The sequence below is a fragment of the Enterobacter sp. Li2LvB3 genome (assembly GCF_056156645.1).
Window position 1 is genome coordinate 156318 of sequence record NZ_JBSICG010000006.1, and the last position, 22767, is coordinate 179084.

23 protein-coding genes are annotated in these 22767 nt (G+C 54.8%); 20 read left to right on the forward strand and 3 right to left on the reverse strand.

What is annotated here, in order from left to right; translation table 11 throughout:
• Positions 1–23: 23 nt before the first annotated feature.
• Positions 24–509, forward strand: coding sequence for a phosphohistidine phosphatase SixA (gene sixA / locus ACS603_RS07340; protein WP_182061908.1), 486 nt, complete (start codon positions 24–26; stop codon positions 507–509).
• A gap of 37 nt (positions 510–546) precedes the next feature.
• On the opposite strand, the gene smrB is transcribed toward sixA, so the two are convergent.
• On the reverse strand, positions 547–1098 hold the full coding sequence (smrB, locus tag ACS603_RS07345; protein WP_182061907.1) for an endonuclease SmrB: 552 nt from the start codon (positions 1096–1098) through the stop codon (positions 547–549).
• Between the two features lie 145 nt (positions 1099–1243).
• Between smrB and prmB the strand changes: the two genes are divergently transcribed.
• The 6 genes from prmB to ACS603_RS07375 are packed head-to-tail and all read left to right on the forward strand — an operon-like array spanning position 1244 to position 5792.
• Positions 1244–2176: a 50S ribosomal protein L3 N(5)-glutamine methyltransferase gene (prmB, locus tag ACS603_RS07350; protein ID WP_182061906.1), complete on the forward strand. Its 933-nt coding sequence runs from the start codon at positions 1244–1246 to the stop codon at positions 2174–2176.
• Between the two features lie 60 nt (positions 2177–2236).
• The gene (gene aroC, locus ACS603_RS07355) at positions 2237–3322 is read left to right on the forward strand and encodes a chorismate synthase (RefSeq protein WP_182061905.1); all 1086 of its coding nucleotides are present in this window, start codon (positions 2237–2239) and stop codon (positions 3320–3322) included.
• Between the two features lie 2 nt (positions 3323–3324).
• Positions 3325–4149 carry a penicillin-insensitive murein endopeptidase gene (gene mepA, locus ACS603_RS07360; RefSeq protein ID WP_182061904.1) on the forward strand — a complete coding sequence of 275 codons (825 nt, stop codon included), beginning with the start codon at positions 3325–3327 and terminating at the stop codon, positions 4147–4149.
• Positions 4149–4958 carry a sulfite exporter TauE/SafE family protein gene (locus tag ACS603_RS07365; protein WP_446493642.1) on the forward strand — a complete coding sequence of 270 codons (810 nt, stop codon included), beginning with the start codon at positions 4149–4151 and terminating at the stop codon, positions 4956–4958. The genes mepA and ACS603_RS07365 overlap by 1 nt, the downstream gene beginning before the upstream one ends.
• Positions 4958–5503, forward strand: a complete 546-nt coding sequence (locus ACS603_RS07370) for an elongation factor P hydroxylase (RefSeq protein ID WP_182061902.1) — start codon at positions 4958–4960, stop codon at positions 5501–5503. The genes ACS603_RS07365 and ACS603_RS07370 overlap by 1 nt, the downstream gene beginning before the upstream one ends.
• A 13-nt stretch (positions 5504–5516) precedes the next feature.
• Positions 5517–5792 (forward strand): YfcL family protein, encoded by a 276-nt coding sequence (locus tag ACS603_RS07375; protein ID WP_014071149.1) that lies wholly within the window; start codon positions 5517–5519, stop codon positions 5790–5792.
• 45 nt (positions 5793–5837) lie between these two features.
• Here the strand turns inward: ACS603_RS07375 and mnmC are convergent, their stop codons facing one another.
• Positions 5838–7838 (reverse strand): bifunctional tRNA (5-methylaminomethyl-2-thiouridine)(34)-methyltransferase MnmC2/FAD-dependent 5-carboxymethylaminomethyl-2-thiouridine(34) oxidoreductase MnmC1, encoded by a 2001-nt coding sequence (gene mnmC / locus ACS603_RS07380; RefSeq protein ID WP_474944035.1) that lies wholly within the window; start codon positions 7836–7838, stop codon positions 5838–5840.
• 158 nt (positions 7839–7996) lie between these two features.
• Between mnmC and fabB the strand changes: the two genes are divergently transcribed.
• Both fabB and ACS603_RS07390 read left to right on the forward strand, forming a co-directional pair.
• On the forward strand, positions 7997–9214 hold the full coding sequence (fabB, locus tag ACS603_RS07385) for a beta-ketoacyl-ACP synthase I (RefSeq protein WP_182061900.1): 1218 nt from the start codon (positions 7997–7999) through the stop codon (positions 9212–9214).
• A gap of 68 nt (positions 9215–9282) precedes the next feature.
• Entirely contained in the window at positions 9283–10461 is a 1179-nt protein-coding gene (locus ACS603_RS07390; protein WP_474944036.1) for an arabinose transporter, read from the forward strand.
• Between the two features lie 90 nt (positions 10462–10551).
• Here ACS603_RS07390 and flk read toward each other — a convergent pair whose 3' ends face one another.
• Positions 10552–11556, reverse strand: coding sequence for a flagella biosynthesis regulator Flk (gene flk / locus ACS603_RS07395; RefSeq protein WP_315686298.1), 1005 nt, complete (start codon positions 11554–11556; stop codon positions 10552–10554).
• A gap of 113 nt (positions 11557–11669) precedes the next feature.
• On the opposite strand from flk, the gene pdxB reads away from it, so the two are divergent.
• The 11 genes from pdxB (at position 11670) to argT (ending at position 22580) form a co-directional block, all read left to right on the forward strand.
• Positions 11670–12806: a 4-phosphoerythronate dehydrogenase PdxB gene (gene pdxB / locus ACS603_RS07400; protein WP_474944037.1), complete on the forward strand. Its 1137-nt coding sequence runs from the start codon at positions 11670–11672 to the stop codon at positions 12804–12806.
• Positions 12807–12873: 67 nt separating this feature from the next.
• Positions 12874–13887 (forward strand): aspartate-semialdehyde dehydrogenase, encoded by a 1014-nt coding sequence (locus ACS603_RS07405; protein WP_446493638.1) that lies wholly within the window; start codon positions 12874–12876, stop codon positions 13885–13887.
• Positions 13887–14699: a tRNA pseudouridine(38-40) synthase TruA gene (gene truA / locus ACS603_RS07410; protein WP_474944038.1), complete on the forward strand. Its 813-nt coding sequence runs from the start codon at positions 13887–13889 to the stop codon at positions 14697–14699. The genes ACS603_RS07405 and truA overlap by 1 nt, the downstream gene beginning before the upstream one ends.
• A 27-nt stretch (positions 14700–14726) precedes the next feature.
• Entirely contained in the window at positions 14727–15386 is a 660-nt protein-coding gene (locus ACS603_RS07415; protein WP_014071141.1) for a DedA family protein, read from the forward strand.
• 154 nt (positions 15387–15540) lie between these two features.
• Positions 15541–16446 carry an acetyl-CoA carboxylase, carboxyltransferase subunit beta gene (gene accD / locus ACS603_RS07420; RefSeq protein ID WP_182061894.1) on the forward strand — a complete coding sequence of 302 codons (906 nt, stop codon included), beginning with the start codon at positions 15541–15543 and terminating at the stop codon, positions 16444–16446.
• A 69-nt stretch (positions 16447–16515) separates the two neighbouring features.
• Entirely contained in the window at positions 16516–17784 is a 1269-nt protein-coding gene (gene folC / locus ACS603_RS07425) for a bifunctional tetrahydrofolate synthase/dihydrofolate synthase (RefSeq protein WP_315686293.1), read from the forward strand.
• Positions 17774–18475 carry a cell division protein DedD gene (dedD, locus tag ACS603_RS07430; protein WP_182061892.1) on the forward strand — a complete coding sequence of 234 codons (702 nt, stop codon included), beginning with the start codon at positions 17774–17776 and terminating at the stop codon, positions 18473–18475. The genes folC and dedD overlap by 11 nt, the downstream gene beginning before the upstream one ends.
• A gap of 187 nt (positions 18476–18662) precedes the next feature.
• Complete coding sequence (cvpA, locus tag ACS603_RS07435) at positions 18663–19151, forward strand: colicin V production protein (RefSeq protein WP_014071138.1); 489 nt, start codon at positions 18663–18665, stop codon at positions 19149–19151.
• A gap of 180 nt (positions 19152–19331) precedes the next feature.
• A complete protein-coding gene (gene purF / locus ACS603_RS07440) occupies positions 19332–20849 on the forward strand; it encodes an amidophosphoribosyltransferase (protein WP_182061891.1) in 1518 nt (505 codons plus the stop codon).
• Positions 20850–20938: 89 nt separating this feature from the next.
• Positions 20939–21508 (forward strand): UbiX family flavin prenyltransferase, encoded by a 570-nt coding sequence (locus ACS603_RS07445; RefSeq protein WP_315686290.1) that lies wholly within the window; start codon positions 20939–20941, stop codon positions 21506–21508.
• A gap of 289 nt (positions 21509–21797) precedes the next feature.
• Positions 21798–22580, forward strand: coding sequence for a lysine/arginine/ornithine ABC transporter substrate-binding protein ArgT (gene argT, locus ACS603_RS07450; protein ID WP_182061886.1), 783 nt, complete (start codon positions 21798–21800; stop codon positions 22578–22580).
• Positions 22581–22767 lie beyond the last annotated feature (187 nt).

The following is a 22767-nucleotide window of genomic DNA, read 5'->3' on the forward strand; positions in this document are numbered from 1 at the left end:
CTGGTTAACAAAAGCGGTGCAATATGCAAGTTTTTATCATGCGTCACGGCGACGCGGCACTCGATGCCGCCAGTGACTCAGTACGTCCTTTGACCCTTTGTGGCTGCGACGAATCCCGTCAAATGGCTACCTGGCTTGAAGGTCAAAAAGTGGACATCGAACGTGTTCTGGTGAGTCCGTTCCTGCGTGCAGAACAGACCCTTGAAGTGGTGGGTGAGTGTATGATCCTGCCTTCCGACGTCGATGTTCTCCCAGAACTCACGCCGTGCGGCGATGTTGGCCTTGTGAGCGCGTATCTTCAGGCGCTGTGCAATGAGGGAGTCTCCTCTGCACTGGTCATTTCCCACCTGCCACTGGTTGGCTATCTGGTATCTGAACTGTGCCCGGGCGAAACGCCACCGATGTTTACGACTTCTGCCATTGCTAACGTCACACTCGACGAAACGGGCAAAGGGGTCTTTAACTGGCAAATGAGTCCGTGCAATCTGAAGATGGCGAAAGCTATTTGACCTGACTTGCATTCTGGCGGGGCCACCCGCCAGTCTGTCAGGGCAGTTCTGGTGGCTGCCACTCTTCCACTTCAATCAACACCAGTAATGCGGCATCTCCGCCGTACTCTTTTGGTGCCTGATGAAATGCCATCACGTGCGGGTGTTGGGCAAGCCATAACGGCGTTTGCTGCTTCAGAATATGTTTACCGTGGCCGTGCATCACGCAGGCACAAAAAACGTGTTCCCGACGGCACGCGGCAATTAATGCCCCCAGCTCTTGCTTCGCCTGCATCTGGGTTAACCCGTGCAGATCGAGAAACAGTTCCGGCGAATAATCTCCCCGACGTAATTTTTTCAGCTCAAAGTGGCTGACGTCTTCACGTACATACTTCACTGCGCCCTGGGTATTGAGCAGCGGCTGGAATTCATCCGAAAAATAGTGGCTGTTATCAGCCTGTTCCTGCAATAAACGTTTAACCGGTACTTCAGTGATTTTCTTACGAATCGGGCGTTGGACAATGGTGTCCTGCTTGATTTGACGCGTTCCGGTCATGAGCTGACGGAAGAGCGACTGATCCTCCTGGCTGAGCGTTGTTTTCTTTTTCATTAGCCTGTCTCATCTCTTATTTCCAATAGTGTACCTGACTAAACGCATTTTTTAACCTCAAGCAGTAAGCGTCATTGCTGATTTATCGCCGTCTTCATGGCAAACTAGCCGCCGAAAATTATGCGAGCGTGCCCTGGAGGAAAGAGTGGATAAAATATTTGTCGATGAAGCAGTAAACGAGCTGCATACCATACAGGACATGTTGCGCTGGTCGGTTAGCCGCTTCAGCGCCGCGAATATCTGGTACGGTCATGGTACCGATAACCCGTGGGATGAGGCTGTTCAGCTGGTGCTGCCGTCACTCTATCTGCCGCTGGATATCCCTGAAGACATGCGCAGTGCGCGCCTGACCTCCAGCGAAAAACATCGCATCGTTGAGCGCGTGATCCGTCGCGTTAACGAACGTATTCCTGTTGCCTATCTGACCAACAAAGCCTGGTTCTGTGGCCACGAATTCTATGTTGATGAACGTGTTCTGGTACCGCGCTCGCCGATCGGTGAGCTGATCAACAACCACTTCGATGGCCTGATTAATCACCAGCCGCAGCATATTCTGGACATGTGTACCGGCAGCGGTTGTATCGCTATTGCCTGTGCTTATGCCTTCCCGGAAGCGGAAGTGGATGCCGTGGATATCTCCACCGATGCGCTGGCCGTGACTGAACACAACATTGAAGAGCATGGGCTTATCCATCACGTTACGCCGATCCGCTCTGATCTGTTCCGCGATCTGCCTGTGCTCCAGTACGATCTGATCGTGACTAACCCGCCGTATGTAGATGCGGAAGACATGTCCGATCTGCCAAATGAGTATCGCCACGAGCCGGAGCTGGGGCTGGCATCAGGCTCTGATGGCCTGAAACTGACGCGTCGTATTCTGGCCTGCGCGCCGGATTATCTGACCGACGATGGCGTTCTGATTTGTGAAGTCGGCAACAGCATGGTACATCTGATAGAGCAGTACCCGGATGTGCCGTTCACCTGGCTCGAGTTCGACAACGGCGGTGATGGCGTCTTTATGTTGACCAAAGCGCAGCTTCTCGACGCGCGTGAACACTTCAGCATTTACAAAGATTAATCCAGCGGGCTTCGGCCCGTTTCACAACGCTCAAACACAAATAACGACAGCGGAGCCGTGATGGCAGGAAACAGTATTGGACAATTATTCCGCGTGACCACCTTTGGTGAGTCGCACGGGCTGGCACTGGGTTGTATCGTTGATGGCGTCCCGCCAGGCATCGAGCTGACCGAAGCTGATTTACAGCACGACCTCGACCGTCGTCGCCCTGGCACCTCTCGCTACACCACGCAGCGTCGCGAGCCGGACCAGGTCAAAATTCTCTCTGGCGTGTTCGAAGGCCGTACCACCGGTACCAGCATTGGCTTGCTGATTGAAAACACCGATCAGCGTTCGCAGGACTACGGTGCCATCAAAGACGTCTTCCGTCCGGGTCATGCTGACTACACCTACGAGCAAAAATACGGTTTTCGTGATTATCGCGGTGGCGGTCGTTCTTCCGCGCGTGAAACTGCCATGCGTGTAGCCGCAGGCGCGATCGCGAAAAAATACCTGGCGCAAAAATTTGGCATCGTTATCCGCGGTTGTCTGACCCAGATGGGCGACATTCCGCTGGCGATTAAAGACTGGGACCAGGTTGAACAAAACCCGTTCTTCTGCGCCGATGCCGATAAGCTGGAGGCTTTGGACGAACTGATGCGTGGCCTGAAGAAAGAGGGCGACTCCATCGGTGCCAAAGTGACCGTTGTGGCAGATGGCGTTCCCGCAGGCTGGGGCGAGCCGGTCTTTGACCGTCTTGACGCTGATATTGCCCACGCGATGATGAGCATCAATGCGGTGAAAGGCGTTGAGATTGGCGACGGTTTTGGCGTGATTCAGCTTCGTGGTAGCCAGAACCGTGACGAAATTACCAAAGACGGTTTCCAGAGCAACCACGCGGGCGGTATTCTTGGCGGGATCAGCAGCGGGCAACAGATTGTCGCTAACATCGCACTGAAACCAACCTCCAGCATTACCGTACCGGGTCATACGATTAACCGCTCTGGTGAAGAAGTCGAGATGATCACGAAAGGCCGTCATGATCCGTGCGTGGGGATCCGCGCAGTGCCGATTGCTGAAGCGATGCTGGCGATTGTGCTGATGGATCACTTCCTGCGCCAGCGCGCGCAGAATGCGGATGTGACGACCACCATTCCACGCTGGTAAACATGAAAAAAACCGCAATTGCTCTGCTGGCGTTACTCGCCAGTGGAGCCAGTCTGGCTGCTACACCGTGGCAAAAAATCAGCCATCCGGTAGCGGGGAGTGCGCAGTCTATTGGTGCATTTTCGAACGGCTGTATCGTTGGCGCACAAGAGTTGCCGCTGCAATCAGACACCTATCAGGTGATGCGCACTGACCAGCGCCGCTATTTTGGTCACCCGGACCTGGTGCTGTTTATTCAGCGTCTGGGCAACCAGGTGCACAATCTGGGGCTGGGGACCATGCTCATCGGCGATATGGGAATGCCTGCCGGTGGGCGTTTCAACAGTGGACACGCCAGCCACCAGACCGGACTGGATGTCGATATCTTCTTGCAACTGCCGAAAGCGCGCTGGAGTTCCTCACAACTACTGAAACCGCAGGCGCTGGATCTGGTCGCGGGCGACGGTAAAAACGTTGTGCCCTCACTTTGGTCGCAGGATGTCTCCAGCATGATCAAGCTGGCGGCGAAAGATAACGACGTCACGCGGATTTTTGTGAACCCGGCCATTAAACAGCAGCTCTGCCAGGATGCCGGCACCGATCGCGACTGGCTGCGCAAAGTGCGCCCGTGGTTCCAGCATCGTGCGCATATGCACGTTCGTCTGCGTTGCCCGGCAAACAGTCTTGAATGCGAAGATCAGCCGTTACCGCCGCCAGGCGATGGCTGTGGCGCGGAACTGCAAAGCTGGTTTGAACCTGCAAAACCTGGAACCTCTAAGCCTGAGAAGAAGACACCGCCTCCGTTGCCGCCTTCCTGCCAGGCGCTACTGGATGAGCATGTACTCTAATGGATAATTTCGTCGATCTGTTTATGGTGTCACCCACGCTGCTGGTGGTGCTGTTTTTTGTCGCTATGTTAGCCGGATTTATTGATGCGCTGGCGGGTGGGGGCGGTTTGCTGACTGTTCCGGCCCTGCTGGCCGCTGGCATGAACCCTGCACAGGCCCTGGCAACCAATAAGCTTCAGGCTTGTGGCGGGTCTCTATCCGCATCGCTCTATTTTATCCGCCGTAAGGTGGTTAATCTTGCCGATCAGAAACTGAATATCCTGATGACCTTTATCGGCTCTACGTCTGGCGCACTGCTGGTTCAGCACGTGCAGTCCGACATTTTGCGTCAGATCCTGCCCATCCTGGTTATCTGTATTGGCCTGTACTTTTTACTGATGCCACGGCTTGGCGAAGAAGACAGACAGCGTCGCCTGCATGGTTTGCCGTTTGCACTGATCGCGGGTGGTTGCGTCGGTTTTTACGATGGCTTCTTCGGGCCAGGTGCAGGTTCATTTTATGCCTTAGCGTTTGTGACGCTGGCCGGGTTTAACCTCGCCAAATCGACTGCTCATGCCAAAGTACTCAATGCGACCTCCAACGTAGGCGGCTTGCTGTTGTTCATCATTGGTGGAAAAGTTATCTGGGCGACCGGGTTTGTGATGATGGCGGGGCAATTTTTGGGTGCGCGCGCAGGCTCGCGTCTGGTGTTAAGCAAAGGGCAGAAACTGATCCGTCCGATGATTGTTGTGGTGTCGGCGGTGATGAGTTCCAAGCTTCTTTATGATAGCCATGGACAGGAGATCCTCCACTGGTTGGGGATGAACTAATGGACAGTAAGCATAATTACGAACAGCTGATTGAGATCTTTGATGGCTGTTTTGCCGCTGATTTTAATACACGTCTGATTAAAGGCGACGACGAACCGATCTATCTTCCTGCTGATGCAGAGATCCCGTACAACCGAATTGTGTTTGCGCACGGCTTTTATGCCAGCGGGATGCATGAGATCTCTCACTGGTGTATTGCGGGAAAAGCGCGTCGTGAGCTGGTGGACTTCGGTTACTGGTACTGCCCGGACGGACGCGACGCCGCGACCCAGGGGCAGTTTGAAGACGTAGAAGTGAAACCGCAGGCGCTGGAATGGTTGCTGTGCGTAGCGGCAGGATTTCCGTTTAATGTCAGCTGTGACAACCTCGAAGGTGACTTCGAGCCGGACCGCATTGTCTTCCAGCGCCGTGTGCATGCGCAGGTGATGGAATATCTTGAAAAAGGGATCCCGGCACGTCCGGCGACTCTCATCAGGGCTTTACAGAATTATTACCACACGCCGGAGATGACGGCGGATTGCTTCCCGTGGCCGGAAGATCTTTAACTGAGGAAATAAGATGATCGCAGAATTTGAATCACGCATTCTGGCGTTAATTGATGACATGGTGGAACACGCCAGTGATGATGAGCTGTTCGCCAGCGGTTATCTGCGTGGTCACCTGACGCTGGCGGTTGCCGAGCTGGAAGCAGGGGACGATCACTCTGCTGAAGCCGTGCATCAGGAAGTGACTCGCAGCCTTGAGAAAGCCATTCAGGCGGGTGAACTCTCCCCGCGCGACCAGACGCTAGTGTTGGGTATGTGGGACACGTTGTTCCAGCAGGCCAAACGTTAAGTCGTGGATCCCCTCTCCCTGTGGGAGAGGGCACCAGACCGCACCTTACTTAACCATCTTTCCCTTCAGCAATTTTCTCACCCACAAGCGATTCGGATTGAGCCCCGCCAACGTAACCCCGTCCAGCGGAATTGGCTCGTCGCTCATCTGCGCGGCCAGCACTTCAGCCAGCAGCGGCGCAGAACACAATCCGCGGGATCCCAATCCGCCCAGCATAAACAGATCCGGGTACACCGGAGCACTGACTGCGTTTTCCCTGTTTTCGGCGAGATCCCGATAAGCCTCAAGGGTTGCATCATAGTCCGGCACATTACCTGCCATTGGCAGATGATCGCGGGTGGCGCAGCGCACGCCGCAGCGCGCTTCTCCGGCGCTGATGTCCACCTCTTTCGCCCAGCCAGCCTGCGGGAAGCAGTCAATCAGGCGCTGACGATTTTGGTGCTGGTCTTCTTCGCTGTAGTGCATCTCCGTCGCGCCACGATGGTAGCTGGCACCGATGCAGTGATGCCCGTTAGACGGGTTTTGCGGTGTCAGATAGCCGTCATAGCACAGTACCTGGCGCAGTTTGCTCAGTTCAGGCGCTGCGGGAATATGGCTGACCTGACCGCCGACCGGATAGAGCGGCAGGTTTTTCGTCTGGCTAAACTGGTTGATGTGGTGCCCGTTCGCCAGCACCACGCTGGCATGTTGCGCGTGCTCACCCTGGGTAAAGTGCAGGGACCAATGCTCGTCGTCCCGGCTCAATGACGCAATCTCACGGGAGTAGTGCACCGTCAATCCGCGTGACTGGGCAAGGCTGATTGCCGCAGTGGTCAGTTCTGCCGGGCATAGCCAGCCGCCATGCGGATACTGAATGCCATCGCAACCGGTTTTGAGGCCGGTGCTTTCCAGGACCTGTTGCGCCGTTACCGGGCGGGCTATCTCGGGTGGTAATTCCAGAGAGAGCATTTGCATGATTTTTTGCTGGCTCTTTTCATCCCATCCGAGTTGCGTGACGCCGCACCAGTCATGATCGAATGACACCGGCAGGTTGTCGTACAGGCGGCGGGCAAAGGCGAATGCCGCCGGGAAGAACTGGCTCAGCGCTGGATCGTGTGCGCTCAACAGCGGGTAGAGCGCGCCCTGACGATTACCCGATGCGCCTGTTGCCGGGGCGTCATCAGCGCAGTAAAGCGTCACTTTCCAGCCCCGATGCAAAAGCGCGAGAGAGAGCAGGGCGCTGGCAATGCCCCCGCCAATAATTGCGGTCTCGTGGGATGTGCTGGCGCAACGGGCAAACCAGGGGGCCTGAGCGTGTTGCTCCAGAGTTTGCTCCATCACGCCCGTCAGCATTTCACGTTTGCGGCCAAATCCTTTGGTTTTCTGCATGGTAAAGCCTGCTTCCTGTAACCCGCGGCGGACAAAACCTGCTGAGGTGAAGGTAGCAAGCGTTGCACCTGGGCGTGCCAGTCGCGCCATTGCCATAAACAGATGCTGGCTCCACATATCCGGGTTTTTGGCGGGAGCGAAACCATCCAGGAACCAGGCGTCCACTTTCTGATTATGTGTATCGTCGAGCTTATCGGTCAGGTCGTTGATGTCGCCAAGCCATAAATCCAGCGTCACGCGCCCGCCGTCAAGCCACAGGCGATGGCAGCCACCAACGGCCGGTGGCCACTGCGCCTGAAGCTGCCCGGCCCAGGGGGCAAGTTCTGGCCAGTGCTGATGCGCGAGCGCCAGATCGTGCGCGGTCAGCGGAAATTTTTCGAAACTGATGAAATGTAATCTTTGTAGCGTAGCCTCAGGATGCGTCGCGTGAAACTGGTTAAACGCCTGCCAGAGGGTGAGGAAATTAAGCCCGGTACCAAAACCACTTTCCGCTACCACAAACTGGCTGCGCGGATGCGAAGGGAAACGATCGGGAAGCTGGTTTCCGCCCAGGAAAACATACCGGGTTTCCTCGAGTCCATTATCATTAGAAAAATAGACATCATCAAAATCTCGGGAAACAGGTGTACCCTCAGCGTTGAATTCGAGGTTGGCGGGTTGTATGGCGTTTTGTTTCACGTAAGTTACTCGTCTGGCAGGCAGTGGCACGATCTTAACGATGTGAGCCCATCGGCGCAAATTTCCGCAGAAATTGGCTGATCGGACTTGTTCGGCGTACAAGTGTACGCTATTGTGCGACTCGAAACTTAATATAGTGCGACTTACAGAGGTATTGAATGAAACGTGCAGTGATTACTGGCCTGGGCATCGTTTCCAGCATCGGTAATAACCAGCAGGAAGTCCTGGCATCTCTGCGTGAAGGACGCTCCGGGATCACTTTCTCTGAAGAGTTTAAAGATTCGGGAATGCGTAGCCACGTATGGGGTAACGTCAAACTGGACACCACCGGTTTGATCGACCGTAAAGTGGTTCGTTTCATGAACGATGCCTCTATTTACGCCTATCTTTCTATGAAGGAAGCCATTGCTGACGCCGGTCTGAGCGAAGAAGTTTACCAGAACAACCCGCGTGTTGGTCTGATTGCAGGCTCCGGTGGTTCTTCTAAAGCCCAGGTATTTGGTGCTGACGCGATGCGTAGCCCGCGCGGCCTGAAAGCTGTGGGTCCTTACGTTGTGACCAAAGCGATGGGTTCAGCGGTTTCCGCGTGCCTGGCAACGCCGTTTAAAATCCACGGCGTTAACTACTCCATCAGCTCCGCTTGTGCGACTTCCGCGCACTGTATCGGTAATGCGGTTGAGCAGATCCAGTTGGGCAAACAGGACATCGTATTTGCTGGCGGCGGCGAAGAGCTGGGCTGGGAAATGGCCTGTGAGTTCGATGCGATGGGCGCACTGTCCACCAAATACAACGAAACGCCAGACAAAGCCTCCCGTACCTATGATGCGAACCGTGACGGCTTCGTTATCGCTGGCGGTGGCGGTATGGTTGTGGTTGAAGAGCTGGAACACGCTCTGGCTCGTGGTGCTCACATCTATGCTGAAATCGTGGGTTACGGCGCAACGTCTGACGGCGCTGACATGGTTGCACCATCTGGCGAAGGCGCAGTGCGCTGCATGAAGATGGCAATGCATGGCATTGATACCCCAATCGACTACCTGAACTCCCACGGTACTTCTACTCCGGTAGGCGACGTGAAAGAGCTGGGTGCGATCCGTGAAGTGTTTGGCGACAACGGTCCGGCAATCTCTGCAACTAAAGCGATGACCGGTCACTCTCTGGGTGCGGCTGGCGTGCAGGAAGCCATCTACTCTCTGCTGATGCTGGAAAACGGCTTTATCGCCCCAAGCATCAACGTGGAAGAGCTGGATGAGCAGGCTGCTGGCCTGAACATCGTAACCAAACCAACTGAAGCGACACTGACTACCGTAATGTCCAACAGCTTTGGTTTCGGCGGCACAAACGCCACCCTGGTTATGCGTAAGCTGAAAGCATAAGTTTTTGAATGTATAGTAGAAGGGAGCCTGATGGCTCCCTTTTTTTATGCCTGAACATGGAGTTATGCATGACGGCCGTTACCTCAGCAAAAAATGCCTCCTCCGGGAACGTGTCTCTGTTTCGCATCGCCTTTGCAGTATTCCTGACCTACATGACCGTTGGCCTGCCGCTACCGGTGATCCCGCTGTTCGTTCATCAGGAGCTGGGCTATGGCAACACCATGGTCGGCATTGCCGTCGGTATCCAGTTTTTAGCCACGGTATTAACGCGTGGTTATGCCGGACGGCTGGCCGATCAGCACGGGGCTAAACGTTCTGCGCTACAGGGCATGTTCGCCTGCGGGCTGGCAGGTGGCGCCTGGCTAGTGGCGGCACTCCTGCCTGTGGAGCCCCTGTATAAATTTGCGCTGCTGATTGTGGGGCGTCTGATTCTGGGGTTTGGTGAAAGCCAGCTCCTGACCGGCACCCTGACCTGGGGAATGGGGCTGGTTGGCCCGGCGTGTTCGGGTAAAGTGATGTCCTGGAACGGGATGGCCATTTATGGCGCACTGGCCGCGGGGGCACCATTAGGGCTGCTGATCAACAGTCAGTTTGGTTTTGCAGCGCTGGCGGGTACGACCATGGTGCTGCCACTGCTGGCGTGGGCGTTCAACGGTTCGGTGCGTAAAGTGCCTGCTCATAAAGGTGAACGTCCGTCCCTGTGGAGTGTGGTCGGGAAAATCTGGCAACCCGGGCTGGGATTAGCCTTGCAGGGCGTCGGCTTTGCGGTGATTGGCACATTTGTCTCGCTTTACTTTATAAGCCGTGGCTGGGCGATGGCCGGTTTTACCCTGACGGCCTTTGGTGGTGCCTTTGTGCTGATGCGCGTACTGTTCGGCTGGATGCCGGATCGCTTCGGTGGGGTGAAAGTGGCGGTGGTATCGCTGGTGATTGAGGCCATCGGTCTGGTCATGCTCTGGCAGGCACCTGTGGCGTCTGTTGCTCTGCTTGGCGCGGCTTTGACCGGCTGCGGTTGCTCGCTTATTTTCCCGGCGCTCGGCGTCGAGGTGGTTAAACGTGTTCAGCCGCAGGTCAGAGGGACTGCTCTTGGCGGTTATGCCGCGTTTCAGGATATCTCCTACGGGGTGACCGGACCACTGGCGGGAGTGCTTGCCACATCCTTTGGTTATCCGTCCGTCTTCCTGGCAGGTGCGGTATCCGCGGTTGTTGGGATCGTGGTGACACTGGTGGCGTTTCGCAGGTCTTGAGCCATTGTTGCCGGGTGGCAGCTGCGCCTTACCCGGCCTACGGTTCGAGTCGTTGTAGGCCCGCTAAGCGAAGTGCCACCGGGCAAAACATCACGCAACCAGCCAGAAAATCGCCAGTGCCACCAACAGCGCAATAAACATCAACCCAGGGCGGGCAGACAAGGTTCTGAACGTCTCCACTACCGGCGCAAACAGCGGGCTGTAGATCGGCTGAATGTTGCGCGCTTCAGGTATACCGCCTTCGCGTTCTGCGCGGCGGACAAAGATCTGATTCAGCAAATCCTGCACCTGCGGCGTGGTCAGTATCGTTTGCGGCGTTGCCTGCCAGGTTTGTTGGGCGTAATCCTGAACAGCCTCAAACTCATGCGGCTCAAGCGGTTGTTTTAGTGCTGCCTGTAACGTTTGCAGGGTCGGGGCGCTCTGGGTGCTGAGTGTCTGGCGCGCCTGGAGCCACGTAACCAGATGGGTAAACTGTTTTGCCGGGATCATCTCTCCGGCTTTCACACCAGAAAGTTCCAGCATCGATTGCCAGATTAGCTTCGTCGGTTCGCCCGTCGCGGCCGCCAGTTTTGTCACCATTTGCTTAAGCGTATTGTGCTCTGCGGGCAGTAGCGGGCGTTCGGTCGCCGGGCGCTGCTGCGGCTGAGGGATAGCAAGCTGATTGGTTTGCAAAAGCGTCAGCACGGTCTTTAACTGTTCTGGTGTGAGCTGGCTGAGCGCGGTCTGGCCGTACTGCTGGCGAATGAAATCGCTCGCCGCCTGGCGGTTATTGCCCTGGCCCAACAGCTCAGTCAACTGCGCAATAATCTGGCGAGTATTGTGGTTAAGTTGTGCCGAATTCAGGCGCTGATTCAGGTTTTGCTCTGCAGCAGGGAAGTGACGCGACTGGAGCTGCGCGTCGTTTCTTATTCCTAAATCATGCTTCACCCCGGCCCATACCTCTGCGTTTTGCTGGGAAGTGAGGGCTATCAGGCGTGTTATCAGGCGCTCCAGCACGGTACGCTGTTGCGTGGATAGCGGTTGTTCACCTGCGACATTGGGGGTTACGGGGCCTTCACCGGGAGGGCGCGGAGGCGTACCTGAAATGGGCTGCATCGTCAAAAATCCTTAAAGTCAAAACTCTGCCTAAACTAGGGTTTCGTGTATGCCTGGCGGCAAGATTATGGCACACTTGGCAGGTTTTCTTCCTCTCAAACAGGTACTCAGACGTGAAAATCCTCGTTGATGAAAATATGCCTTACGCCCGTGAGCTGTTTAGCCGCCTGGGTGAGGTTAAGGCTGTCCCGGGTCGCCCAATTCCAGTCAACGAGCTGGATGATGCTGACGCGCTGATGGTGCGTTCGGTGACCAAAGTAAATGAGTCGTTACTTTCCGGCAAAGCAGTGAAATTTGTCGGGACGGCAACTGCAGGGACCGATCATGTGGATGACCAATGGCTCAGCCAGGCGGGGATTGGTTTCTCTGCCGCACCGGGTTGCAATGCCATTGCTGTAGTGGAATATGTTTTCTCCTCACTCCTGATGCTGGCCGAGCGCGATGGTTTTGCTCTGAAAGACCGCACGGTGGGAATTGTGGGGGTGGGCAACGTCGGCGGACGTCTGCAAAAGCGCCTTGAAGCGCTGGGCATCCGTACGCTGCTGTGCGACCCGCCGCGTAAAGATAAGGGTGATGAGGGGGATTTCCGCACGCTAGACGAGCTGGTCGCGCAGTGCGATGTCATCACCTTCCATACGCCTCTCTTCAAAGATGGCCCGTATAAATCGCTGCATCTGGTTGATGAAACCCTTATCCGCCGTCTGAAGCCTGGCACTATTCTGATAAATGCCTGCCGTGGCCCGGTTGTTGACAATGCGGCGCTGCTGAAATGCCTGAAAGAAGGGCAGGAACTGAGCGTCGTACTGGACGTGTGGGAGCCTGAACCGGAACTTAATGTTGAGCTGCTCAACAGGGCCGATGTGGCCACCGCGCATATTGCAGGCTATACCCTTGAAGGCAAAGCGCGTGGTACCACGCAGGTCTTTGAAGCCTATAGCGCCTTTATTGGCAAACCGCAGCAGGTCGCGCTGGATATGTTGCTGCCTGCACCGGAATTTGGTCGCATCACGCTGCATGGCCCGCTTGATGAGGCTACGCTGAAAAGACTGGTGCATTTGGTGTATGATGTGCGCCGCGATGACGCGCTGCTGCGAAAAGTCGCAGGTATTCCGGGTGAATTTGACAAGCTGCGCAAGAACTATCTTGAGCGTCGTGAATGGTCTTCCCTGTACGTAATGTGCGACGACGCAGCGGCGGCGACGCTGCTGCATCGACTGGGTTTTAACGCCACACATAACCCGGCGCGTTAATGTCTTCTTAATGCTCCCTGTCGGATACTCCGGCAGGGACGCTTTTTTATTTCTGGAGTAAACCACCATGTCTGAAGGCTGGAACATTGCCATTTTAGGTGCCACTGGCGCCGTGGGCGAAGCCCTGCTTGAAACCCTTGCTGAGCGTCAGTTCCCGGTGGGAGAGATTTACGCCCTGGCGCGTACCGACAGCGCAGGCGAACATCTGCGTTTTGCCGGTAAATCCGTCATGGTTCAGGATGCGGCCGAATTCGACTGGACGCAGGCGCAGCTGGCGTTTTTCGCAGCTGGCGTTGAAGCCACCGCGTCTTACATTGAAGACGCCACCAACTCCGGCTGCCTGGTGATTGATCTGAGCGGCCTGTTCTCAATGGAGCCTGATGTTCCGCTGGTTGTGCCGGATGTGAACCCGTTTGTTCTGGCTGACTACCGTAACCGCAATATCATTGCGGTTCCAGGTAGCCTGACCAGCCAGCTGCTTACCGCGCTGAAACCGCTGATCGACGATGGCGGCCTGTCACGTATCACCGTGACCAGCCTGCTGTCCGCCTCCGCGAACGGCAAAAAGGCCGTCGATGCGCTGGCGGGGCAGAGTGCGAAGCTGCTGAACGGCATCCCGATTGACGAAGACGATTTCTTTGGTCGTCAGCTGGCTTTCAACATGCTGCCATTGCTGCCAGACCGCGAAGGCTCAGTGCGCGAAGAACGCCGTATCGTTGATGAAACCCGCAAAATTATGCAGGACGATGGCCTGATGATCTCCGCAAACGTGGTGCAGTCACCTGTTTTCTATGGTCATGCGCAGATGGTGAGTTTTGAAGCACTGCGCCCGCTGGCGGCGGAAGAAGCGCGCGATGCGTTTGGTCGTGGTGACGATATCGCGCTGTCTGAAGAGAGCGAATTCCCGACCCAGGTTGGCGATGCCACCGGTAGCGCACACCTTTCCGTTGGCTGTGTGCGTAACGACTACGGGATGCCGGAGCAAGTTCAGTTCTGGTCCGTTGCCGATAACGTGCGCTTTGGCGGCGCGCTGATGGCGGTAAAAATTGCTGAAAAACTGGTGCAGGAGTACCTGTACTAATGTCGGAAGTGGAACAAAAGCCAGTTCATAAAATTGCCCTCGGTATCGAATACGATGGCAGTAAATACTATGGCTGGCAGCGTCAGAATGAAGTGCGCAGCGTCCAGGAAAAGCTGGAAAAAGCGCTCTCTCAGGTGGCGAATGAGCCGATCAACGTCCTGTGCGCTGGCCGCACGGATGCCGGTGTCCACGGCACCGGGCAGGTGGTTCATTTCGAAACCACCGCTGAACGTAAAGACGCCGCATGGACGCTGGGCGTAAATGCGAATTTACCTGGAGACATTGCGGTTCGTTGGGTGAAAGCTGTGCCGGATGATTTTCATGCGCGCTTCAGCGCCACCGCACGCCGCTACCGCTATGTCATCTATAACCAGCGCCTGCGTCCTGCGGTGTTAAGCCAGGGCGTGACCCATTTTTATGAACCGCTGGATGCAGAACGTATGCACCGTGCGGCGCAGTCTTTGTTAGGAGAAAATGACTTTACGTCGTTCCGTGCGGTGCAGTGTCAGTCCCGTACGCCGTGGCGTAACGTCATGCACATTAACGTCAGTCGTTATGGCGCATATGTGGTGGTAGATATCAAAGCCAATGCCTTTGTACATCATATGGTCAGGAATATTGTTGGCAGCCTGATGGAAGTGGGCGCCGGACACCAGCCGGAGAGCTGGATTGCAGAACTGCTGGCAGTTAAGGACAGAACGCTTGCGGCAGCAACGGCGAAAGCTGAAGGGCTGTATCTGGTATCAGTCGATTATCCGGAACGGTTTGACCTTCCTAAACCGCCAATGGGCCCGCTATTTTTAGCGGACTAAACAAGGTGCAATTAAGGCTTAGATAATATGGACTTAATACGTTTTCTGATTGATTTCATTCTGCATATCGATGTTCACCTGGCGGAGCTGGTCGCACAATATGGCGTGTGGGTATATGCCATTCTGTTCCTGATCCTGTTCTGTGAAACCGGCTTGGTAGTTACACCTTTCCTGCCGGGAGATTCGCTGCTGTTCGTTGCCGGGGCGTTATCGGCGCTGCCAACGAATGATCTGAATGTACATATGATGGTGGCGCTGATGGTTGTCGCAGCGATTGTGGGTGATGCCCTCAACTACACCATTGGTCGGGTGTTCGGTGAGCGATTATTCAGCAACCCTGACTCGAAGATTTTCCGCCGTAGCTACTTAGACAAAACGCACGCGTTCTACGAACGTCATGGCGGCAAAACTATTATCCTTGCGCGATTTGTGCCAATTGTTCGTACTTTTGCCCCCTTTGTGGCAGGAATGGGCCATATGTCCTATCGTCACTTTGCGGCGTACAACGTTGTTGGTGCACTGCTGTGGGTACTGCTGTTTACCTACGCAGGTTACCTGTTTGGTGACCTTCCGGTGGTGCAGGAAAACCTTAAGTTGCTGATTGTAGCCATTATTGTGCTCTCAATCCTGCCAGGCGTTATCGAAATTATTCGCCACAGACGCGCGGCGGCAAAACAAGCGAAGTAAATGCACATCGGCGGTTCGACCACTTTTTTATCCAAAGTTTCGGGCTGTTATGTTTTAATGTGCAACATTCATGGTCTGTTGGAGGCAAAAATGGCATTATTCGCCTCTTATAGCAAAACTGGCATCCGACCAGGTTCAGGCAGAAAGGTTATCAATGAGCTGGATTGAACGAATTAAAAGCAACATAACCCCGACTCGTAAAGCGAGTATTCCAGAAGGGGTATGGACGAAGTGTGATAGCTGCGGCCAGGTTCTGTACCGCGCGGAGCTGGAACGCAATCTTGAGGTGTGTCCTAAGTGTGACCACCACATGCGCATGTCGGCGCGTAACCGCGTGCATAGTCTGCTGGACGAAGGTTCTCTGGTAGAACTGGGTAGCGAACTCGAGCCGAAAGACGTGCTGAAGTTCCGCGATTCCAAAAAATACAAAGATCGTCTGGCCTCTGCTCAGAAAGAGACTGGCGAGAAAGACGCGCTGATCGTGATGAAAGGCACTCTGCACGAGATGCCGGTTGTTGCCGCAGCGTTTGAGTTCTCCTTTATGGGTGGCTCAATGGGCTCCGTAGTGGGGGCGCGTTTCGTTCGTGCTGTAGAGCAGGCGCTGGAAGACAACTGCCCGCTGATCTGCTTCTCCGCCTCTGGTGGCGCACGTATGCAGGAAGCGCTGATGTCCCTGATGCAGATGGCGAAAACCTCTGCTGCGCTGGCGAAAATGCAGGAACGCGGTCTGCCGTACATTTCTGTACTGACCGACCCAACCATGGGTGGTGTCTCTGCAAGCTTCGCGATGCTGGGCGATCTGAACATCGCTGAGCCAAAAGCGCTGATCGGCTTTGCGGGCCCTCGCGTTATCGAACAAACCGTACGTGAAAAACTGCCGCCTGGATTCCAGCGCAGTGAATTCCTTATCGAGAAAGGCGCTATCGACATGATCGTTCGCCGCCCGGAAATGCGCCTGAAACTGGCAAGCATTCTGGCGAAGCTGATGAATCTGCCAGCGCCTAACCCGGATGAGCCGCGCGAAGGCGTGGTCGTACCGGATCAGGAACCCGAAGCCTGATAACTGAAAAGGGCAGGGCCGGTTGGCGCTGCCCTTTTTCTTTCTAATCGTTAATGACAACCGGGCATCATGGAAAATAACAGCATTCCCCAAGCCACGTCGCCCCTGGCCGCGTGGCTTTCTTATCTGGAAAACCTGCACAGTAAAACTATTGATATGGGGCTTGAGCGCGTAAGCCAGGTCGCCGCGCGTCTGGACGTGTTAAAACCGGCACCTTTCGTGTTTACTGTTGCGGGCACTAACGGTAAAGGTACCACCTGCCGCACGCTGGAATCGATACTGATGGCCGCGGGCTTTAAGGTTGGCGTTTACAGCTCTCCGCATCTGGTGCGTTATACCGAGCGTGTGCGCGTACAGAACAGCGAATTGCCGGAATCTGCCCATACCGCCTCCTTTGCCGAAATCGAAGCCGCGCGCGGTGAGATCTCATTAACTTATTTTGAATACGGTACGCTCTCTGCATTGTGGCTGTTTAAGCAGGCACAGCTTGATGTCGTGATTCTGGAAGTTGGCCTGGGCGGGCGTCTTGATGCCACCAATATGGTGGATGCTGATGTCTCCGTGGTGACCAGTATTGCCCTGGATCATACCGACTGGCTGGGGCCGGACAGGGAAAGCATTGGCCGCGAGAAAGCCGGTATTTTCCGCGCTAACAGGCCTGCTGTAGTAGGCGAGCCGGATATGCCGCACACCATTGCTGACGTTGCGAAAGAGAAGGGCGCTGTGCTACTGCGTCGCGGGGTTGACTGGCAGTACGAGGTGCAGGAAAACGGCTGGCGTTTCAGCGATGCTCAGGGTGCGCTGGAAAACCTGCCGCTGCCGCAGGTGCCGCAGCCGAATGCGGCAACCGCACTGGCAGCGCTGCGTGCCAGTGGACTGAACGTTAGTGAACAGGCGATTCGCGATGGCATCCGGAATGCGGTTCTGCCCGGGCGTTTCCAGATTGTCAGTGAGTCACCGCGCGTGATCCTGGATGTGGCGCATAACCCTCATGCGGCAGCATATCTTGCCGGACGTCTTAAATCGTTACCAAAAACCGGGCGCGTCCTGGCGGTTATCGGTATGCTTCATGATAAAGATATCGCTGGCACGCTGGCCTGCATGGAGACTGTGGTCGATTGCTGGTATTGTGCTCCACTGGAGGGGCCACGTGGCGCCACTGCCGAACAGTTGATGGAACATCTCGGCAAAGGCGAAATCTATAAAAGCGTGGCGCTGGCCTGGGAAGCTGCGATGGCAGATGCTAACCCAGAAGATACCGTGCTGGTGTGTGGGTCGTTCCACACCGTAGCACATGTCATGGAAGTGATGGACGCGGGGAGAACCGGTGGCGAGTAAGTTTCAGAACCGTTTAACAGGAACCATTGTGCTTGTTGCGCTGGGGGTGATTATTCTCCCCGGTTTGCTCGACGGGCAGAAAAAGCATTATCAGGACGAATTCGCGGCAATCCCGCTGGTCCCTAAACCGGGCGACCGTGACGAGCCTGATATGTCTCCTGCTGCCACTCAGGCTCTGCCTGCTCAGCCCCCGGAAGGTGCGGCTGAAGAGGTGCGGGCAGGGGATGCTGCGGCACCGTCGCTCGATCCTTCTCGTCTGGCAGTGAACACCAACAGTGAAATCGATCCTGTGCCTGTTCCGGTTGAGCAGCCTAAGCCTGTTGAAAAACCGAAACCTGTCGAGAAACCACAGCCAAAACCGCAGCGTGATAAAACCACCGATCAGCTTGCGGCTGCGTCAGAAACACCGCCTCCGGCAAAACCGGCTCAGCAGGATGCTGCCCCAACCGGTAAAGCCTACGTTGTGCAGCTCGGTGCGCTAAAAAATGCCGATAAAGTCAATGAGGTAGTGGGTAAACTGCGCAGTGCGGGTTATCGGGTTTACACTTCACCTTCCACGCCTGTACAGGGTAAAATCACCCGTATTCTCGTGGGGCCGGAAGCATCTAAAGATAAGCTGAAAGGATCGCTTGGCGAACTGAAGCAAATCTCTGGTCTGAGCGGTGTGGTGATGAATTACAGCGCGAACTGATCTTCCTCTCTCCCCCTGGGGTGAGGGAAACATACGTCCGCAGAGACGTAAAAAGCCTGTGGCGTTGAACATTTTTTCAGCGCCTTTTTTATTTACGCGCGGGAAGGAAATCCCTACGCAAACGTTTTCTTTTTCTGTTAGAATTCGCCCCGAACTGGATGACAGGGCGTTTAATCGTGGGACACATATGGTCTGGATTGATTACGCCATCATTGCGGTGATTGGTTTTTCCTGTCTGGTTAGCCTGATCCGTGGCTTTGTACGTGAAGCGTTATCGCTGGTGACATGGGGTTGTGCTTTCTTTGTTGCCAGTCATTACTACACTTACCTGTCTGTCTGGTTCACGGGCTTTGAAGATGAACTGGTCCGAAATGGAATCGCCATCGCGGTATTGTTTATCGCGACGCTGTTAGTCGGCGCTATCGTGAATTACGTGATAGGTCAGCTGGTCGAGAAAACCGGTCTGTCAGGAACGGACAGGGTGCTCGGGATCTGTTTCGGGGCGTTGCGTGGCGTGCTGATTGTAGCTGCGATACTGTTCTTCCTTGATACCTTTACCGGGTTCTCAAAAAGTGAAGACTGGCAGAAGTCGCAGCTCATTCCAGAGTTCAGCTTCATCATCAGATGGTTCTTTGACTATCTGCAAAGCTCGTCGAGTTTCTTGCCCAGGGCATAAGCTCTGAGATGTGGCTTAGAGTTTGGTTTATTAGGCTATTTTACTTGCCATTTTGAACCAGGGCAGTGCTCACAATCCTCGCGTACTACGTGTACGCTCCGGTTGTTGCGCGCTGTCCGTGTTCAAACTGTCTGCGACAATTACGCCTACTAAACCAAACTCTTAACGAGGAAAAGACGAATGTGCGGTATTGTCGGTATCGCCGGTTTCATGCCGGTAAACCAGTCTATTTATGACGCATTATCGGTGCTTCAGCACCGTGGACAGGATGCAGCAGGCATCATCACCATTGATGCAAACAACTGCTTCCGTTTACGTAAAGCAAACGGCCTGGTAAACGATGTGTTTGAAGCCCGGCATATGCAGCGCCTGCAAGGTAATATGGGGATTGGTCACGTTCGTTATCCTACTGCTGGCAGTTCCAGCGCCTCTGAGGCTCAGCCTTTCTACGTTAACTCTCCATACGGCATCACGCTTGCCCACAATGGCAACCTGACCAACGCCCATGAGCTGCGTAAAAAGCTGTTCGAAGAGAAACGTCGCCACATTAACACGACTTCTGATTCTGAAATCCTGCTCAATATCTTCGCCAGTGAGCTGGATAACTTCCGCCATTATCCGCTGGAAGCAGACAACATCTTTGCCGCCGTTGCCGCGACTAACCGCCAGATCCGTGGCGCGTATGCCTGTGTGGCGATGATTATCGGTCACGGAATGGTTGCCTTCCGCGATCCAAACGGTATCCGTCCGCTGGTGCTCGGCAAGCGCGATCTTGGCGATGGCCGTACTGAATATATGGTTGCCTCTGAAAGCGTGGCGCTGGATACCCTGGGCTTTGAGTTCCTGCGCGACGTCGCACCAGGCGAAGCGGTTTACATCACTGAGAAGGGCCAGCTGTTTACCCGTCAGTGTGCCGACAACCCGGTCAGCAACCCATGCCTGTTCGAATACGTCTATTTCGCCCGTCCTGACTCCTTCATCGATAAGATTTCTGTGTACAGCGCACGCGTGAACATGGGCACCAAACTGGGTGAGAAGATTGCCCGCGAGTGGGACGATCTTGATATCGACGTGGTTATCCCAATCCCGGAAACTTCCTGCGATATCGCACTGGAAATCGCCCGCATTCTGGATAAGCCATACCGTCAGGGTTTTGTGAAAAACCGTTACGTTGGCCGTACCTTTATCATGCCGGGCCAGCAGCTGCGCCGTAAATCGGTGCGCCGTAAGCTGAACGCCAACCGTGCTGAGTTCCGCGACAAGAACGTGCTGCTGGTGGATGACTCCATCGTGCGTGGTACGACGTCTGAGCAGATTATCGAGATGGCGCGTGAAGCTGGTGCGAAGAAAGTGTATCTGGCCTCTGCAGCACCGGAAATCCGCTTCCCGAACGTGTATGGCATCGATATGCCAACCGCCAATGAGCTGATTGCTCACGGTCGCGAAGTGGACGAAATTCGCCAGATAATCGGTGCCGACGGCCTGATCTTCCAGGACCTGACCGATCTGATCGACGCCGTACGCGCCGAGAACCCGGATATTCAGCAGTTCGAATGCTCCGTATTCAACGGTATCTACGTAACTAAAGACGTTGACCAGCAGTATCTCGACTACCTTGACTCGCTGCGCAACGACGATGCGAAAGCCGTCCAGCTGCAAAACGATCTCGAAAGCTTAGAGATGCACAACGAAGGTTGATGTTTCGGCAAGTGAGGGCGTTCGCCCTCACTTGCAACTCCCCATAAAATCCTGCACAGTCAGCCCTGAATTCAGCAAGGGCAAAAATCATGAAACGACTCATTGTAGGGATCAGCGGTGCCAGCGGCGCAATTTACGGCGTTCGTCTGTTGCAGATACTGCGTGATGTGGCAGAAGTGGAAACCCATCTGGTGATGAGCCAGGCGGCGCGTCAGACACTCTCCCTCGAAACCGATTTCTCCCTGCGCGATGTTCAGTCACTGGCTGATGTGGTTCACGATGCCCGTGATATCGCGGCCAGCATCTCTTCGGGTTCGTTTAAAACGGCGGGAATGGTGATTTTGCCCTGCTCAATTAAAACCCTCTCAGGCATTGTTAACAGCTATACCGACACGCTGGTGACGCGCGCTGCGGATGTGGTGCTGAAAGAGCGCCGCCCGCTGGTATTATGCGTGCGCGAAACGCCGCTGCACCTGGGGCATCTGCGCTTAATGACCCAGGCGGCAGAGCTGGGTGCCGTTATCATGCCGCCTGTGCCGGCGTTCTACCACCGGCCTCAGTCGCTGGATGATGTGATTAATCAGACGGTTAACCGCGTGCTGGATCAGTTTGATATCGACCTGCCTGAAGACCTTTTCACGCGCTGGCAAGGTGCCTGAATCTGTGCACCAGATGTGTGCATGAAAAGACAAGTTGCCCTGTTTCAGGGCAAAACTGCAACCGCGATCATATCCTCAACATTTAATTCGCTTTTTCCCTTTTTCTCTTTCCGGTTCGTTCGGCAGACCTGCTATCTTTCACCATTAAGGCAATATGCAACGTTTTATTAACATATTTAACGTCGATTTTTTGACCAGACGGCAATGTGGCATAAGACCTGCAAGAGAAGCCTGCAACACAACACACAACACAATACATAATAAAATCACGGTACTTGAGGGTAAATGTATGAAGAAGACGGTTTTGGCTCTGTCTTTGCTCGTGGGGTTAAGTGCAGCAGCAGGTAGCTACGCAGCGCTTCCACAGACAGTACGTATCGGTACAGACGCAACCTACGCGCCATTCTCTTCCAAGGATGCGAAAGGCGATTTCGTTGGGTTTGATATCGATCTGGGAAATGAGATGTGCAAACGCATTGCGGTTAAATGCACATGGGTGGGCAGTGACTTCGACGCGCTGATCCCGTCACTGAAAGCCAAGAAAATTGACGCCATTATCTCCTCTCTTTCCATCACCGAAAAACGTCAGCAGGAGATTGCCTTCTCTGACAAGCTCTACGCCGCAGACTCTCGTCTGATTGCCGCGAAAGGCTCCCCAATCCAGCCAACCATCGACTCGCTGAAAGGTAAGCACGTGGGCGTGCTTCAGGGCTCAACCCAGGAAGGCTTCGCCAATGCGACCTGGCGTGAAAAAGGCGTGGATGTGGTGGCTTACCAGAACCAGGATCTGATTTACTCTGACCTGGCGGCAGGCCGTCTTGATGCTGCGTTCCAGGACGAAGTGGCCGCAAGCGAAGGCTTCCTGAAACAACCTGCGGGCAAAGATTATGCGTTTGCTGGCCCGTCTGTTAAAGACAAAAAATACTTTGGCGACGGCACCGGTATTGGCCTGCGTAAAGACGATACTGAGCTGAAAGCAGCGTTCGACAAAGCATTTGCAGAGCTGCGTAAAGACGGTACCTACGACAAACTGGCGAAGAAATACTTCGACTTCAACGTATACGGCGACTAATCGCTGCTGGCGGGAATGCACCATGGCAGGGGGCTGTCGTGGTGCTTTACGGGTGTTGGTGAACCATTATGGTGCATTGGCGGTCAGTAAATGGCCTCTTAATGCATACTTAAGCACTCATGATGCAAAAAATCCCACCGGTGGGGCATTATCTTTTGCCTTGCGGAGGGGATTAATGGCACATTAA